Here is a 15,636-nt window from a genome sequence, read left to right on the forward strand (position 1 = left end):
ACCAACAAAGCCTCGCGGACTTCGGTCGGCGGGGCTTTTTTGCTGATCCGCCGGTTTATTGGGTTTGAGACGTATTCTCAAGATTGCGGCATAATGCCAGCCGCCTGACACCGGACCTCAAGGACTTCGCTGTGCTGAAAAAAACCCTGTTCCAGCTGCACTGGTTCTTCGGCATCACCGCCGGCACCGTGCTGGCCCTGATGGGCATCACCGGGGCCATGGTGTCGTTCCAGGACGAAATCCTCACCCTGCTCAACCCGGCCATCCTCGACGTGCAACCGAGCCAGGCCGACGCCCTGGCGCTGCCTGAACTGGTCCGGCGGATCCAGGCCGAGCAGCCCAAGGGCATCCAGTCGATCAGCATCGATGTGACCAACAGCGAAGCTTCGCGGGTGTTCCTCACCCCGCCGCCCGGTGAACGTCGTGGCGAAATGCGCTACTTCGACACGGCCACCGGCCAGCTGCAGGGCGAGGTGCGCGGCCAGGCGTTCTTCGCCATTACCCTGCAGTTGCACCGCTTCCTGCTGGCGGGTGAAACCGGCAAGGCCATCACCGGCGCCTGCACCCTGATCCTGTTGTTCTTCTGCCTGTCCGGGCTGTACCTGCGTTGGCCGCGCCAGGCGCTGAACTGGCGCGCCTGGCTGACCCTGGACTGGGCCAAGAAGGGCCGCAGCTTCAACTGGGACCTGCACTCGGTGTTCGGCACCTGGTGCCTGCTGGTGTACCTGATGTTCTGCGTCACGGGCCTGGCCTGGTCGTACCAATGGTTCAACGACGGACTGACCCGCGTGCTGGGCGAGACGCCCAGCGCCGAACGCCGTGGCGGCGGCCGGCCGATGGCCAAGCCGGACCAGGCGGCGCCCGTGGTCGACTACGACGCCGTCTGGGCCGCCATCAGGACCAGCGCCGGGCCGGACCTGCGCAGCTACAACCTGCGCCTGCCCCCTGGCCCGCATCAGCCGGCCACGGTGTACTACCTGCTCAAGGACTCGCCGCACCCGCGGGCGCTCAACGTCATCACCCTGGACCCGGCCACCGGCACTGTGGCCAAGGTCGAGCGCTACGCCGACAAGACCCTCGCCGGGCAGCTGCTGGGCAGCATCTACGCGCTGCACGTGGGCAGTTATTTCGGCCTCGGCGGGCGCATCATCATGACCCTGGCGGCGCTGTGCATGCCGCTGTTCTTCGTCACCGGCTGGCTGCTGTACCTCGACCGTCGGCGCAAGAAGCGCCAGGTGCGCGCTGCGCGCAGTGCCATGGGCAGCTCGCCGGCCAGCGGCCCGAGCTGGTTGATCGGCTTCGCCAGCCAAAGCGGCCTGGCCGAGCAGCTGGCCTGGCAATCGGCCGGGCAGTTGCAGGCTGCCGGCCTGGCGGTTCAGGTTCGGCCGCTGGCCAGCCTGACCGAAAGCGACCTGAGCCAGGCGCAGAAGGCCTTGTTCGTGGTCAGCACCTTCGGCGACGGCCAGGCGCCGGACAGCGCCCGCAGTTTCGAACGGCGTGTGCTCGGCCAGGCCTGGTCACTGGGCCATCTGGACTATGCCCTGCTGTCGCTGGGCGACCGCCAGTACGCCCATTTCTGCGCCTTCGGCCAACGCCTGCATCAGTGGCTGGGCGCCCGTGGCGCGCGTTCGGCGTTCACCCCGGTGGAAGTCGACAGCGCCGACCCGGCGCCGCTGCAGCTGTGGCAGCAGCAGCTCGGCCAGCTGACCGGCAGCCAACCAGGCCCGGCGTGGCAGGGTGCGGCGTTCGAGGACTGGTCGCTGGTGCAACGCGAGCTGCTCAACCCCGGCAGCCAGGGCGCGCCGGTGTATCGGCTGGCGCTGCAGCCCCCGGGCGAGCGCAGCTGGCAGGCGGGGGATCTGATCGAGATGATGCCGCGCTTGAGCGTGGACGTGCCGCTGACCACCGAAGCGCGCGAATACTCCATCGCCTCCCTGCCCGAGGACGGCGTGCTCGAGCTGATCGTGCGCCAGCATCGGCACGGTGACGGCAGCTTCGGCCTGGGCTCTGGCTGGCTGACCGAGCATGCCCCGCTGGGTTCGCCGATCAGCCTGCAACTGCGGCGCAACAGCAGCTTTCACCTGCATCACGACGACCTGCCGCTGATCCTGATCGGCAACGGCACGGGCCTGGCCGGCCTGCGCAGCCTGCTCAAGGCACGGGTGGCCCAGGGCCGGCAGCGCAACTGGCTGTTGTTCGGCGAGCGCAACGAGGCCCATGACTTCTTCTGCCGGGCCGAGCTGCAAGGCTGGCTGGCTTCAGGCGACCTGCACCGCCTGGACCTGGCGTTCTCCCGCGACCAGGCGCACAAGGTCTACGTGCAACAGCGCCTGCGCGAGAATGCCGAGCTGCTGCGCAAGTGGCTGGACGAAGGCGCGGTGATCCATATCTGCGGCAGCCTGCAAGGCATGGCCGGCGGCGTCGAGGAAACGCTGGTGCAGATCATCGGCACCGATGGCCTGGATAATCTGGTCGAGCAGGGGCGCTATCGGCGGGATGTTTATTGATCAAGTCGCTAGCTGTGAGCTGGAGGTGCAGGACCGGGCTTGCTCGGCAACGCGCGTAACACTCCAAGCAGATCAAACCGGCCTTGCGGCCTCTCGGGGGCGTTGCCCCCTTCCACCAAGGATGCGCCAGCGCGATCGAGGTGGGAGGGGCGCAGCCCCGAGCGGCTGCCCTTCAGCCGCTCAAGCCGCTTGCACCGCCGCCAATTCAACCACCTCGGGCCGCTTGATCACCGCGTATACCACCGCCGTCACCAGACTCCCCGCGACAATCGCCAGCAGATACAGCGCGGCGTGGTTGATCGCGTTCGGGATCAGCATCACGAACAGCCCCCCATGGGGCGCCATCAGCTTGCAGCCGAAGAACATCGACAGGGCGCCGGTCAAGGCGCCGCCGGCGATGGCTGCCGGGATGACCCGCAGCGGGTCCTTGGCGGCGAACGGAATCGCGCCTTCGGAGATGAAGCACAACCCCAGCACCAGGGCCGCCTTGCCCGCCTCGCGCTCGCTCTGCGCGAACTTGCGCCGGGCCAGAAAGGTGGCGATGCCCAGGCCGATCGGCGGCACCATGCCGGCGGCCATGGTCGCGGCCATCGGCGCGTAGCTCTGCGAGGCCAGCAGGCCAACCGAGAACGCGTAGGCGGCCTTGTTGATCGGGCCACCCAGGTCGACGCACATCATGCCGCCCAGCACCACACCGAGCAGCACGGCGTTGGTGGTGCCCATGCTGTCGAGGAAGTGGGTCAGGGCCTGGAGCATGCTGGCCACCGGCGTGCCGACCACGTAGATCATCATCAGGCCGGTGAACAGGCTGGCCAGCAGCGGGATGATCAGAATCGGCTTGAGCGCCTCCATGCTCGCCGGCAGACGCGCATAGCGGTTGATCGCCCAGGCGCTATAGCCGGCGACGAAACCGGCGACGATACCGCCAATGAAGCCGGCGCCCAAGGTCGCGGCGAGCATGCCGCCGATCATTCCCGGCGCCAGGCCCGGGCGGTCGGCGATGGAGTAGGCGATGTAGCCGGCCAGCAGCGGCACCATCAACTTGAACGCGGTCTCGCCGCCGATCTGCATCAGCGCAGCGGCCAGGGTCCCGGGCTCCTTGAACGCGGTGATGCCGAAGACGAACGACAGGGCGATCAGCAGGCCGCCCGCCACCACCATCGGCAGCATGAACGACACACCGGTCAGCAGGTGCTTGTAGACCCCGGTCTTCTCCTGCTTCCTGGCTGCGCCGGCCTTGGCCGCCGTACCGGCCGATTCCACCTGGGCCTCGGCCAAGGCCTTGTCCAGCGTCGGCTTGGCCTGCTTGAGGGCCACGCCGGTGCCGCAACGGAAGATCCGTTTGCCGGCAAAGCGCTCGGTGGCCACCTCGATGTCACAGGCCAGCAGCACCACGTCGGCCTGCTCGATGGCCGCCGCGCTCAGCGGGTTGCGCGCCCCGACCGAGCCCTGGGTTTCCACCTGCAGGTCGTAGCCGGCCTGCTTGGCCGCCTGCTGCAGGGCCTCGGCGGCCATGAAGGTATGCGCCACGCCGGTTGGGCAGGCGGTGATCGCCACCAGCCGAGGCGCGCGGTCGGCCGCCGCTGCGGGCTGCGCCGCCGGTTGCGGTGCCTGGTAGACCTGTGCCTGCTCGGCGGCCTGGCGGACGAAGTGCTCGGCGTCCTGCAGGGCCACCGCCGGTGAGCTCTGGAACACCCGTTTGCCGGCAAAGCGCGTCAGGTCGATGGGCCCGGTGTGCACCGCCAGCACCCAGTCGGCCTCGGCGATGGTCTGCGGCGACAACTGCCGCTCGGGGTGGTTGGGGTCCTGTATCTCGACGCTGGTGCTCCAGCCCTGACGCTGGGCGACCGCATCCAGCAAACGTGCGCTGAGCACGCTGGAGACGCGGCCGTTGGGGCAGGCCGTGACAATGGCTAACTTCATCTCTAACCCTCTTGTTATTCAGCCAGCGTATGGACGCTGACGTCGTTGTGCAGACGAGCCAATTGTTCGGGGTCGCCGATGCCGAAGCCGATCTGCGACACGGCCATGGCGGCGATCGCCGTGGCCGTGCGCAGGCCTTGCTCGGCGCCTGCCCCACTGAGCAGTCCGTGCAGCACGCCCGCCAGCAACGAATCCCCGGCGCCGACCGTGCTTGCCACCTGCACCTTGGGCGGCTGGGCATGCCAGGCGCCGTCGGGGCCGAACCAGTTGACGCCCTCGGCGCCCTGGGAAACCACCACATGCTCGACCCCGCGCGCGCGCAACTGGCGCGCCGCAGCCGCCTGTTGCGCCGGCGTCTGGACAGACGTGCCGAGCACCTCGGCGAGCTCTTCGGTGTTGGGCTTGATCAGCCAGGGGCGGGTCGCCAGCCCCGCCTGCAGCGCTGCGCCGCTAGTGTCCAGGGCGACCTTGAGGCCGCGCTGGCCGAGGCTTTCAAGCAACGCCGCGAACCAGGCCACACTGACCCCACGCGGCAGGCTGCCGGCCACCACCACCGCGTCGAACCCCTCGGCGATCTGCACCAGGCGCGCCAGCAGCGCCGCCTGCGCGGCGTCGTCGACAAAGGCGCCGGGGCCATTGAGGTCGGTGACCTGACCATCGGCCTCGGCCAGCTTGATGTTGCTGCGGGTTTCCCCGGGCACGCGGATGAATTCGTCGACGAAGCCGCGCTCGGCGAACAGCTGCACGAAGGGTTGCTGGTTGGCCTCGCCCAAAAAGCCGCTGACGGTCAGGGTGTGGCCCAGATCGGCCAGCACCTGGGCGACGTTGACGCCCTTGCCGGCGGCATGGGTGTGCAGGGCATCGCTGCGGTTGACCTGGCCCAGGCGCACGCTGGGCACCTGCACCGTGAGGTCCAACGCCGGATTGAGGGTAAGGGTGAGGATCCTGGCCATCAATTCGCCTCCGTGAGGGCGCGGACTTCCTGGGCGGTGCCCAGGCCCAGAGCGGTCTGCGCCAGGTCGCGGGCGCGGCTGAAGGTCAGCTCGCGCACCCCGGCCTTGACCTCGGCGATGCTGCGCGCCGAGACGCTGAGTTCGTCGACACCCAGGCCCACCAGCAACGGCACCGCTGCCGGGTCGCCGGCCAGCTCGCCGCACACGCCCACCCATTTGCCATGGGCATGGGCGGCGCGCACGGTGATGTCGATCAACTGCAGCACCGCCGGGTGCAGGCCATCGGCCTGGGCCGACAGGGTCGGGTGACCACGGTCGATGGCCAGGGTGTACTGGGTCAGGTCGTTGGTACCGACGCTGAAGAAGTCCACCTCACGGGCCAAGACCGGGGCCAGCAAGGCGGCGGAAGGAATCTCGATCATGATGCCCAATTGCAGGTCGGCCACCGGGATTTCCTCGCGCAGGCGCTCGGTCATGGCCCGCGCCTGGCGCCATTCCTCGACGCTGCCGACCATGGGAAACATGATCCGCAGCGGGCGGTTGTCGGCGGCGCGCAACAGCGCGCGCAGCTGCCCTTCCATGACGTCGGGGCGTTGCAGGGTCAGGCGGATGCCGCGCACGCCGAGGAATGGGTTTTCTTCCTTGGCGATCGGCCAGTACGGCAGCGGCTTGTCGCCGCCCACGTCCAGCGTGCGCACCACCAGCGGCCGCCCGGCGAGGCCGTCGAGCACCTTGCGGTATTCGGCTTCCTGCACGGCTTCGTCCGGCGCTTGCGAATGGGCCATGAAGATCAACTCGGTGCGCAGCAGGCCGACGCCCTCGGCGCCCTGCTCCACAGCGGCGGTCACCCCAGCGCTCTCGCCGATGTTGGCGAAGACTTCCACGGCGTGGCCATCGGCCGTCACCGCCGCCTCGTGGCGCCGTGCGGCAGCGGCTTGCAGGCGCTGGTCGCGCTGGTCGCGGTCGCTCAAGGCGCGCTGCAAGGCATCGGCCGAAGGCGCCACGTCGAGGCGGCCACGCTGGCCGTCGATCAGCAGCGCGGTGCCCGGGGCCAACAGCAGCACCGCTTCGCCGGCGCCGACCACCGCTGGAATGCCTAACGCGCGGGCGACGATGGCGCTGTGGGCAGTGGCGCCGCCACGGGCGGTGAGGATGCCGGCGACCCGTGCCGGGTCAAGGCGGGCGACGTCTGAGGGGCCGACCTCGTCCATCACCAGGATGTAGGGCTCTTCGGGCTCGGGCGTGGCCTGGTGGCCACAGAGCTGGCCCAGCACCCGCCGGCCGATATCCCGCAGGTCGGCTGCGCGTTCGGCCAGCAGCGCGTCCTGCAGGCTTTCCTGCTGGCGCGCGGCGGCTTCGATGACCGCGATCCAGGCGGCCGGGGCGCTCTCGCCCAGGCGCAGGCGCTCGGCCACTTCGTCGGTCAACGCCGGGTCGTCGAGCATCTCCTGGTGGGTGACGAAGATTTCCCGGATGGCCTTGGCCTGGCTGCGCTGGATCAAGCCTTCAAGGTCTTCGCGGACCTGGGCCAAGGCCTGCTGCAGACGCTCGCGCTCAGCCGCCACCGACTCGCCGCGCTCGGGGTAGGCGTAGTCGTGGGCCACTTCGACATGCGCCGGGCCGAAGGCGATGCCCGGCGCGGCGGCGATGCCCTGGATGCGCGTACCGGCCGCCGGTGCGACGGCCACGGCACGCGCCGCGACCACCGCAGGCGGCGCTTCGGCCACCACCGCCACCGCCGGCAGCGGCTCGACCTCTTCACCCAGGCCCGACTCGATGGCCGCCAGCAGCGCCGGCAGCGCCTGCTCGGCGATGCTCGGCTCGACCACCACCTCGATCATCTGGCCACGGCGCACGCCCAGGCTGAGCAGCTTGCTCAGGCTCTTGGCCGACACCGGCGCCTCACCGCTGTCGACCACCCGCAGGCGGATCTCGCCGTCGTAGTTCTTTGCCAGCTGGGCGAGGATTTTCGCCGGCCGAGCGTGCAGGCCATGGGCGTTGGCCAGAGCGATTCGTGCCGAAGGCCAGTCCGCCGGCAACTCGCCGCCCAGCACTTGCAGCACCGCACGGGTGGTGGTGGCGCGGGCCAGCTCGTGGCCGCGGCCTTCGATCAGCAACGAGCACAGGCGCTCGAGCAGGGCCTGATGCGCTTCACCGAGGCTGGCCAGGCAGAACAGGCCGATCAGCGGCTGACCCAGGTAGCGCAATGGCCGCGACGGGGTGACGAAGGCCAGCCCCGGGCGCTTGACCATCTGCTCGCTGTTGAGCCACCACAGGCCATCGCCCAGCGGCAGCGCCTCGACCTGCTGCAGCACCGCGGCAAAACCGTTGTTGACACAGTCGGCCTGGCGCAGCAGACGCGCGCCGCGCCACACCAGCTCCTCGAAGTCTTCGGCGGCCACGCTCAGGCCGATCATCTGCGCGTCCAGCGCCAGCTCCTGTGGCGCACCCTGCAACAATTTCAGCAAGGCTTCGGGCGAGCTGGCGCGGCGCAGGGCCTGGCCCAGGTCGGTCTCGCCGAGGGCGCGGGTCAGCAGTTGCAACAGGCGCAGGTGTTCGTCGGATTTGGCGGCGATGCCGATCGCCAGGTAAACCTTCTGGCCGTCACCCCAGTCCACTCCTTCGGGAAACTGCAGCAGGCGCACGCCGGTGGCGTACACCAGCTCGCGAGTGTCCGGGGTGCCGTGGGGGATGGCGATGCCTTGGCCAAGAAAGGTCGAGCCTTGCGCCTCACGGGCCTGCAGGCCGGCCAGGTAGCCGGCGGCGACCAGGCCGTCGGCAACCAGCTTGTCGGCGAGCAGTTGCAAGGCGGCGGGTTTGTCCACTGCCGTCTGGCCCATGGATATCTGCTCAATAGTGAGCTCGAGCATGCCTCTCTCTCCTTTTCGTGCGCCGGGCGACGCTCAGGTATTGTTGTGAAATAGGGGTGCGGCAAAAAAGACCAGCATAGAAGCAAAAAGGCCGGGTAAAATTCCTGACCGCATAGACAAGAAAATTGCGCCAAACAATTACGCAAGCTGAAACGATTAATCTAAGCTGTCGGGCACGTTACTCGATAATCTTCGATCATTGAAGCCCCCCAGCCCCGTCCAATGTGACCACTGGGTCGCAAGTTGTTTCGGCAAAACAAGGAATCAGCGCTTGAAACTCAGTGATATCGCCCGACTTGCCGGTGTCTCCGTCACCACCGCCAGTTATGTCATCAATGGCAAGGCGCAACAGCAGCGCATCAGCAAAGCCACTGTCGAACGTGTCGAAGCCGTGGTCCAGGCCCACGGCTTCACGCCCAACCCGCAGGCCGCCGGGCTGCGCAGCCGGCATACGCGAACCCTCGGGTTCATTCTGCCGGACCTGGAAAACCCCAGCTATGCGCGCATCGCCAAGCTGCTGGAGCAGGGCGCCCGCGCCCGCGGCTACCAGTTGCTGATCGCCAGCTCCGACGACGACCAGGACAGCGAACGCCAGCTGCAGAAGCTGTTCAAGGCCCGTCGCTGCGACGCGCTGTTCGTCGCCAGCTGCCTGCCGGCGAGCGACGACAGCTACCGCGAGCTGCAGGCCCAGGGCACCCCGGTGATCGCCATCGACCGGCCGCTGGACCCGCTGGTGTTCTGCTCGGTGATCAGCGATGACCAGCACGCCAGCGCGCAACTGACCCGCAGCCTGCTCGAACTCAAGCCCCGGCACATCGCCCTGATCGGCGCCCGCCCGGAGCTGAGCATCAGCCGCGACCGCGCCGCCGGCTTCGACGCCGCGCTCAAGGGCTTCACCGGCGAGGTCACCCGCCTGGAAGGCGAAGCGTTCAGTCGCGAGGGCGGGCGCGCCCTGATGGAACAGCTACTGGCGGACAGCGGGCAACTGCCAGACGCCCTGCTGACCACCTCCTATGTGCTGCTGCAAGGGGTGTTCGATGTGCTGCAGGGCCGCCCACTGGATTCCCAGGCGCTGCACCTGGCCACCTTCGGTGACACCCAGCTGCTCGACTTCCTGCCGTTGCCGGTCAACGCCATGGCCCAGCAACACGGCCTGATCGCCGATACCGCGCTGCAACAGGCCATCGCCGCCATCGAGCGCAAGTCCTGCGAGCCCGGCGTGCACGCCATCGCGCGGACCTTCAAGCAGCGTATCCACGGGGCCTGAGCATGCGCCTGATCGACACCCACACCCACCTGGACTTCCCCGACTTCGACGCCGACCGGGCGACGTTGCTGGAGCAGGCACGGGAGGTGGGCGTCGAGCGCATCGTGGTGCTCGGCGTGCACCGCGAGAACTGGCAGCGGGTCTGGCAGCTGGCGGAACAGACGCCCGGCCTCTATGCCGCCCTGGGCCTGCACCCAGTGTTTCTCGAACAGCACAGGCCCGAGCACCTCGGCCAGCTGCGCGACTGGCTGGAGCGCCTGGCCGGCCACCCGCAGCTGTGCGCGGTGGGCGAGTTCGGCCTGGACTACTACATCGAAACCCTGGACCGCGAGCGCCAGCAGGCGCTGTTCGAGGCGCAGCTACAGATCGCCAAGGACTGCAACCTGCCCGCCCTGCTGCACGTGCGCCGCAGCCATGCGCCGATCACCGCCGCCCTCAAGCGCTATCGGCTGGAACGGCGCGGGGTCATCCACGCCTTTTCCGGCAGTCGCGAAGAAGCCCGCGAGTACCTCAAGCTGGGCTTCAAGCTCGGCCTCGGCGGTGCGGCCACCTGGCCGCAGGCGCTGCGCCTGCGCAAGGTGCTGGCCGAGTTGCCATTGGATGCCGTGGTGCTGGAAACCGACGCCCCGGACATGGCCCCGGCGATGTATCCCGGGGTGCGCAACAGCCCGGTGCACCTGCCGCAGATTGCCGAGGCGCTGGCGGGGATCATGGGGGTGGAAGTGGAGCGCCTGGTGGAGGCGAGTACGCGCAATGCCTGTGAAGTGTTCAGCTGGACTTGAGCGGCTCGGGGCCTAGCCCCCTCCTCCCGACCTTGCCTCGGCCTCAGACCAGCACCGTCCAGATCGCGAACGCCGCATACCAGAGTACTGCCGAGCGCAGCAGCAGCTCCCAGGCCTTGTCCAGAGTCGCCAGGCCCTCGGCGCCCGGGGCCTGCTCGGGGATTTCCCCCGCGGCCCGCCCTGCCCGCTCGATCAGCTCGGCGGCGGTGATGTCCCAGCTCAACAGCTCATGCAGCATCGCCCGGCTCAGGGCGACGAAGTTGCCGACCAGGGCAAAGCTGGCCGCCAGCAGGCGCACCGGCAGGAAGTCGAAGGCGTGGCGGATCTGACCGGCTCGCAGCACCAGCGCAGGATTGTGGCTGTGGCCCTGCACCAGCGCGAGCAGGCGATAGGCCAATGCCGCCACCGGCCCGAGCAGGCAGTACCAGAAGATCACTGCGAAGAAGCCCTGGTAGCCGTCCCACAGCAGATGCCCCTGCACTCGCTGCAACAACTGCGGTGCACTGTCAGCGCTGAGGTTCAAATCACGCTCGGCGACGTGCACCGCAGCCTGGCTGTCCTCGCGCCGCCAGGCATCGCGAAACGGCCCCAGTGACCCGCGCAGGTCGCCCCGACCCAGGCTGTAGACCAGCACCAGCAAGTGCACCGGCAACGCCAGCAGGCCGTACGCCACCGGCTGCAGTACCAGGCACACCAACGCCAGCAACGCACAGGGCAGCAGCACGCACAAGGCCAGCAGCAGCCAGGGCTCGCGCGCCAGGCGCGGGCCGGTTTCAAGCCGGCGCAGCTCGGTGACGAAGAAGCGATCGTCCTGCAGCCGGTGGCGCAGAGCGGAAAACTTTTCGATCACCAGCACCAGCAGCAACACCAGAAAACTCATTGTCACTCCTTTTTCAGGGCCGGATTGTCCGGCGCCGGGTCATTGAGCGCCTGCCGATAGCCGTGCCAATCGAAGCAGGGCCCAGGGTCGGTCTTGCGCTCGGGCGCGATGTCGCTGTGCCCGGTAATGCGCTCTACGGTAATGGCCGGGTACGCCGCCTGCAACTGGCGCGTCAATTCGCCAAGGGTGACGTACTGCGCCGGGGTGAACGCCTCGAAGTCGGTGCCTTCGAGCTCGATACCCAGGGAAAAGTCGTTGCAGCCCTCGCGCCCGTCGAACTGCGACACCCCGGCGTGCCACGCACGGTCGTTGCAGGAAACGAACTGAGTGACGCTGCCGTCGCGCTCGATGAGGAAATGCGCCGACACGCGCAGATGGGCGATGCCGGCAAAATAAGGATGTTCGTCGATATCGAGGCGATTCTGGAACAGCGCCTGAACCCTGCCGGTGCCGAACTGGCCCGGCGGCAGGCTGATGTTGTGAATGACCAGCAATGAGATTTCGCCGGCGGGGCGTTCGTTGCAATTGGCGGAAGGGCAGTGGTTGACGCCGTGGAACCAGCCACTGACGGGGTCGAGCTTCATCGATGCGGCCTGCAGGTGCGAGCGGAACCCGCAGTATGCCGCGCCGCGCGGCCGCTGGGCAGCCATGCGGCGGCCAAAGCAGCTACGGGATCATTGCTGGGCGTTGCGAAGTTTGCTCACCACCGACTGCAGCGCACGGTCGAACAGCAGCGCGTCGTCGAGGATGCGGATGCTGCCGCGACGGAACTCCACGGCCAGGCCCATGCGAGTCTTTTCCAGCACCTTCATGCCGGTACGGTTGACGAAGATGTACTTGCCGGTCTGCTCGATGATGGTGGTCAGCTTGCAGCGCAGCTTGTTCTCTTCGTCTTCCTGGATCTCCACCCAGCAGCCGGGGCGCAGCTTGTCCACCTGCAGCAGGCTGGCGTCGTCGTCGGCCAGGCGCACATGGGACTCCAGCGGCATGCTTTCGCCAGGGGCGGCCAACACGATCTGGTCGGTGACCTCGACCATGGTGGTGTCGCGCACGGCGGCGTTGACCACTTCCGGGGCGACGATGTCCTGGTGGAACGACTGCACGTGCAGCGTCTCCAGGCGGTTGAAGAACTGGCTGGTGGCGAACGGGTCGAAGGCCGAACTGGTCAGGCCGTCGCGCAGGGACTTGAGCAGGCCGGGCACCAGCTCCAGCAGGCGCAGGCGCTCTTCCGGGTCGTCATGGGGCTCGACGCTCCAGATCAGCTGATCCATGGTGTCCAGGCCGGCCTTCCACTCCGGCGACGAAGCGCCGTGCTTGAGGCAGGTCAGCAGCAGCACCCGGCTCCAGGCCTCCTGGAGCAATTGCACGACCACCTGCGGCAGGGTCTTGCCCAGCAACCGACGGTTGAGCTCCTGCTCGACGATGTGCCGGGCCAGCTCGGCGCGCGCACGGCCTTCCTCGGCATCGCGGGTGCGCTGTTCGAGCAGTTCGCTGCGGCGGCGTTCGTCGTTGTTGAAGGCGAGAAAATCCACCAGCAGCTCGGTGAACAGCGCCGGGTCGTCGACGAAGTCGTTTAGCAGGCGCTGCACGATCTGCTCGATGCGCGTGTACAGCGAGTCGCGCTGGTAGTCGTCGCGATTGCCCCAGCCCATGGCCGCCGAAGCGATCTCGTTGAGCAGGCGCCGCGCCGGATGATTGCCGCGGCTGAAGAAACTCTTGTCGACCACCGCAACCTTGAGCATCGGGATCTGCAGGCGCGCGATCAGCGCTTTCAGCGAATCGGGCAGGTTGCGGTCCTGCAGGATGAAATCGAAGAGCATGGCGACCAGGTTGATCACGTCCTCGTCGATGCTGCCGACCACGCGATACTTGCCGCTCTTGACGCTGACCCGGGTCAGCAGCTGTTCGAGCTGCTGGCGCAGGTCGTAGTCGTCCAGATGGGTCTCGACCGCCTGCGGCGACGGTACATATTGCTGCAGGTGCGATAACAGGCGCAGCAGGTCGTTGGTGGAAATCGGCTGCGCGGTGCTGCTGGTGGCGCTGTCGAGCTTGGGCGCGACGGTGCCACGCAGGTCGTGCAGCAGGCTTTGCAGCGAGCCGAACACCTCCTGCACGCTTTCGTCTATCTGCGCCACGCGCTCGGCAGTGCTCACCGGGGCGGCGGCCTGGGCTTCGCCGGCAGGCTGCGCAGCAGGAGCGGCCGCTGCGGCTGCAGCAGCGGGCGGGTTACGATCGGCGGCACGGCGAGCGGGCACGGCCTTGAGGTCGGGCAGTACGCCAGCGGCGATCAGCAATTGGTTGGCCTCGGCATACAGGTGGTCGGTGTCGGCAAGCACATACTTTTCGAACAGCTTGAGGATGATCAATTTGACCTTGATCTCAACCCCCAGGCTGCGCCCGGCTTGCAGGAAGAATTCACAGAGTTGCGATGGCCCAAACGGGTTGCTCGATTCCTCGATGCGCCGCGGGACCAGCATATTGATGCGCGAAGTCAGCTGGCTCAGGGCCAGGCCGTCGCGCTTGTAGACCTTGGAAATCATCGCATCCAGGGCCACGGTGCGTTCCAGCTCATCATTGGGCACGAGCGCGAGCTTGTCGTAGCTGACCGGTTCCGGTGCCGAGGTATCGACACTTTCGTATTGACCGACCCGCACGAACGCCTCGAACAGCTTTTCGAGGAAGCCGCGCTCGATACTCTTTCGCTTGAGCCTGAGGTCGCGCATGGCTTCGAAGAAGGTGCTCTGCTCGACGTTGTTCTTGGCCTTGTCGGCCATCTCGAACAGCGTATCGTCGGCATTGTCGAACAGGGCATGCAGCCCTTGCTTCAACTGCAGCGCGGACTTGTCACGGACCTGAAGCAATACGACAGGCAGGCGGGCGACCGGGGCCTGGCTTGCCGAATCGGCAGCAGCCTTGTTGAGCGGTACGACCTTTCCATCATTCTGCATTCGGATCTCCATGATGCCGTTTTCGATTAAAAGCCTGCGTCAATTGCGCGGCGCCAAATATACGTCAGCTCTCATGTGCTGGGATATGGAGTGCGTTTTGCGCGGAAAGTTCTGATCGCAGGCCAGCTATATAAACTAGACCATAATCTGGGATAAAAGCTCAGTAATTGCCCCACCGACCGTCGGGGCATGGCTCTGTTGCCGGCTTCGCGCCTGACGTCGTCTGCCCTATAATCGGCCGACCTTGCCTGTGGAGCCCGTCATGCCGAACCTGATCCTCGCCGACCTGACCGCCGAAATCGAAGCCAACGTGCGCCGCGCGTTGCACGAGGACGTCGGCAGCGGCGACATTACCGCGCAGTTGATTCCCGCCGAACGCCTGGCCACGGCGACCATCATCACCCGCGAGGACTGCGTGATCGCCGGCACGGCGTGGGTCGATGCGGTGTTCCGCCAGCTCGACCCGCGGGTGGCGGTGCACTGGCAACTGCGCGACGGCGAGCACGCCAGCGCCAACCAGCCGCTGTTTCACCTCGAAGGCCCGGCTCGCTCGCTGCTCACCGGTGAGCGCAGCGCGCTGAATTTCCTGCAGATGCTCTCTGCCGTCGCCACCCGTGCCAACCAGCTGGTGGGCCTGGTGGCAGGTACCCAGGTCAAGTTGCTCGACACCCGCAAGACCCTGCCCGGCCTGCGCCTGGCACAGAAATACGCCGTCACCTGCGGTGGCGCGCACAACCACCGCATCGGCCTGTACGATGCCTTCCTGATCAAGGAAAACCACATTGCTGCCTGCGGCGGCATCGCCGAAGCGGTACGGGCCGCCCACGGCATCGCCCCTGGCAAGCCGGTGGAAATCGAGGTGGAAAGCCTGGACGAACTGCAACAGGCGCTGGACGCCGGCGCCGACATCATCATGCTCGACGAGCTGTCGCTGGCCGACATGCGCGAAGGCGTGCGCCTGACCGCTGGGCGCGCCAAGCTCGAAGCCAGCGGCGGCATCAACGAAAGCACGCTGCGCACCATCGCCGAAACCGGCGTGGACTACATCTCCATCGGTGCCATGACCAAAGAGGTCAAGGCCGTGGACCTGTCGATGCGCCTGAGCATCTGACGGTTTCTACTCACCAGTACGCATCTGTTTACGGAGCAATCGCAGTGACGAACACGTTCAACCCTGGCACCGACACCGTTTATATCGTGCGCATCGACGGCACCCGCCTGGGCCCGTTCCAGACGAGCTTCGACCCGGCCAAGGTGCTGATCCACGAAGTGACCCTCAACGCCGGCGCCGGCGACACCCTGGAACGCCACCTCCCCGGCCAGTCACCCGAGCTGTACCGCATCAGCAATACTCATTTCCAGCCAGAAATGAGCGGCGTGCGGGCGCACTATACGGTGCGGTTGCGCAAGGAAGGTTGAAGACCGCAGCCAACGCCTGCTTCGCCTTTCTGCTGTAGGTCCGAGCTCGCCTGGGAAGATGCCCAAGCTATTCCCGGGCAAGCCCGG

At 67.2% G+C, this 15,636-nt stretch carries 11 protein-coding genes; 5 read left to right on the forward strand and 6 right to left on the reverse strand.

Translation table 11 applies throughout. From position 1 onward, the window contains the following. Positions 1 to 131 precede the first annotated feature (131 nt). Positions 132 to 2,507, forward strand: a complete 2,376-nt coding sequence (locus SFA35_RS22225; RefSeq protein WP_320572745.1) for a sulfite reductase flavoprotein subunit alpha — start codon at positions 132 to 134, stop codon at positions 2,505 to 2,507. A 180-nt stretch (positions 2,508 to 2,687) separates the two neighbouring features. On the opposite strand, the gene SFA35_RS22230 is transcribed toward SFA35_RS22225, so the two are convergent. From SFA35_RS22230 to ptsP, 3 genes are read right to left on the reverse strand one after another with little or no spacing between them, the layout of a single operon-like run. Next, a complete protein-coding gene (locus SFA35_RS22230) occupies positions 2,688 to 4,430 on the reverse strand; it encodes a PTS fructose-like transporter subunit IIB (protein WP_320572747.1) in 1,743 nt (580 codons plus the stop codon). Positions 4,431 to 4,444: 14 nt separating this feature from the next. After that, a complete protein-coding gene (gene pfkB, locus SFA35_RS22235) occupies positions 4,445 to 5,383 on the reverse strand; it encodes a 1-phosphofructokinase (protein ID WP_320572749.1) in 939 nt (312 codons plus the stop codon). Continuing rightward, positions 5,383 to 8,253, reverse strand: coding sequence for a phosphoenolpyruvate--protein phosphotransferase (gene ptsP, locus SFA35_RS22240; RefSeq protein WP_320572751.1), 2,871 nt, complete (start codon positions 8,251 to 8,253; stop codon positions 5,383 to 5,385). The genes pfkB and ptsP overlap by 1 nt, the downstream gene beginning before the upstream one ends. A 271-nt stretch (positions 8,254 to 8,524) precedes the next feature. Between ptsP and cra the strand changes: the two genes are divergently transcribed. Together cra and SFA35_RS22250 are read left to right on the forward strand one after the other, a co-directional pair. Further along, complete coding sequence (cra, locus tag SFA35_RS22245) at positions 8,525 to 9,520, forward strand: catabolite repressor/activator (RefSeq protein ID WP_320572753.1); 996 nt, start codon at positions 8,525 to 8,527, stop codon at positions 9,518 to 9,520. A 2-nt stretch (positions 9,521 to 9,522) separates the two neighbouring features. After that, positions 9,523 to 10,302, forward strand: coding sequence for a TatD family hydrolase (locus SFA35_RS22250; protein ID WP_320572755.1), 780 nt, complete (start codon positions 9,523 to 9,525; stop codon positions 10,300 to 10,302). A 43-nt stretch (positions 10,303 to 10,345) separates the two neighbouring features. Here the strand turns inward: SFA35_RS22250 and ampE are convergent, their stop codons facing one another. The 3 genes from ampE to SFA35_RS22265 form a co-directional block, all read right to left on the reverse strand. Beyond that, positions 10,346 to 11,182, reverse strand: a complete 837-nt coding sequence (gene ampE / locus SFA35_RS22255; RefSeq protein WP_320572757.1) for a regulatory signaling modulator protein AmpE — start codon at positions 11,180 to 11,182, stop codon at positions 10,346 to 10,348. 2 nt (positions 11,183 to 11,184) lie between these two features. Continuing rightward, positions 11,185 to 11,766: a 1,6-anhydro-N-acetylmuramyl-L-alanine amidase AmpD gene (gene ampD, locus SFA35_RS22260; protein WP_320572759.1), complete on the reverse strand. Its 582-nt coding sequence runs from the start codon at positions 11,764 to 11,766 to the stop codon at positions 11,185 to 11,187. A 90-nt stretch (positions 11,767 to 11,856) separates the two neighbouring features. Continuing rightward, positions 11,857 to 14,130 (reverse strand): DUF1631 domain-containing protein, encoded by a 2,274-nt coding sequence (locus SFA35_RS22265; RefSeq protein WP_320572761.1) that lies wholly within the window; start codon positions 14,128 to 14,130, stop codon positions 11,857 to 11,859. Between the two features lie 262 nt (positions 14,131 to 14,392). Here SFA35_RS22265 and nadC point away from each other — a divergent pair, with 262 nt between their 5' ends. After that, positions 14,393 to 15,241: a carboxylating nicotinate-nucleotide diphosphorylase gene (gene nadC, locus SFA35_RS22270; RefSeq protein WP_320572763.1), complete on the forward strand. Its 849-nt coding sequence runs from the start codon at positions 14,393 to 14,395 to the stop codon at positions 15,239 to 15,241. 44 nt (positions 15,242 to 15,285) lie between these two features. Continuing rightward, entirely contained in the window at positions 15,286 to 15,549 is a 264-nt protein-coding gene (locus SFA35_RS22275; protein ID WP_320572765.1) for a hypothetical protein, read from the forward strand. The last annotated feature ends 87 nt before the right edge of the window (positions 15,550 to 15,636 follow it).

Source organism: Pseudomonas sp. HR96 (assembly GCF_034059295.1).
Classification (GTDB): domain Bacteria; phylum Pseudomonadota; class Gammaproteobacteria; order Pseudomonadales; family Pseudomonadaceae; genus Aquipseudomonas.

Coding starts and splice junctions, on each gene's coding strand:
- ptsP (WP_320572751.1), bottom strand. CDS start 8,253: ATGCTCGAGCTCACTATTGAGCAGATATCCATGGGCCAGACGGCAGTG.
- SFA35_RS22250 (WP_320572755.1), top strand. CDS start 9,523: ATGCGCCTGATCGACACCCACACCCACCTGGACTTCCCCGACTTCGAC.
- pfkB (WP_320572749.1), bottom strand. CDS start 5,383: ATGGCCAGGATCCTCACCCTTACCCTCAATCCGGCGTTGGACCTCACG.
- ampD (WP_320572759.1), bottom strand. CDS start 11,766: ATGAAGCTCGACCCCGTCAGTGGCTGGTTCCACGGCGTCAACCACTGC.
- nadC (WP_320572763.1), top strand. CDS start 14,393: ATGCCGAACCTGATCCTCGCCGACCTGACCGCCGAAATCGAAGCCAAC.
- SFA35_RS22265 (WP_320572761.1), bottom strand. CDS start 14,130: ATGCAGAATGATGGAAAGGTCGTACCGCTCAACAAGGCTGCTGCCGAT.
- ampE (WP_320572757.1), bottom strand. CDS start 11,182: ATGAGTTTTCTGGTGTTGCTGCTGGTGCTGGTGATCGAAAAGTTTTCC.
- SFA35_RS22230 (WP_320572747.1), bottom strand. CDS start 4,430: ATGAAGTTAGCCATTGTCACGGCCTGCCCCAACGGCCGCGTCTCCAGC.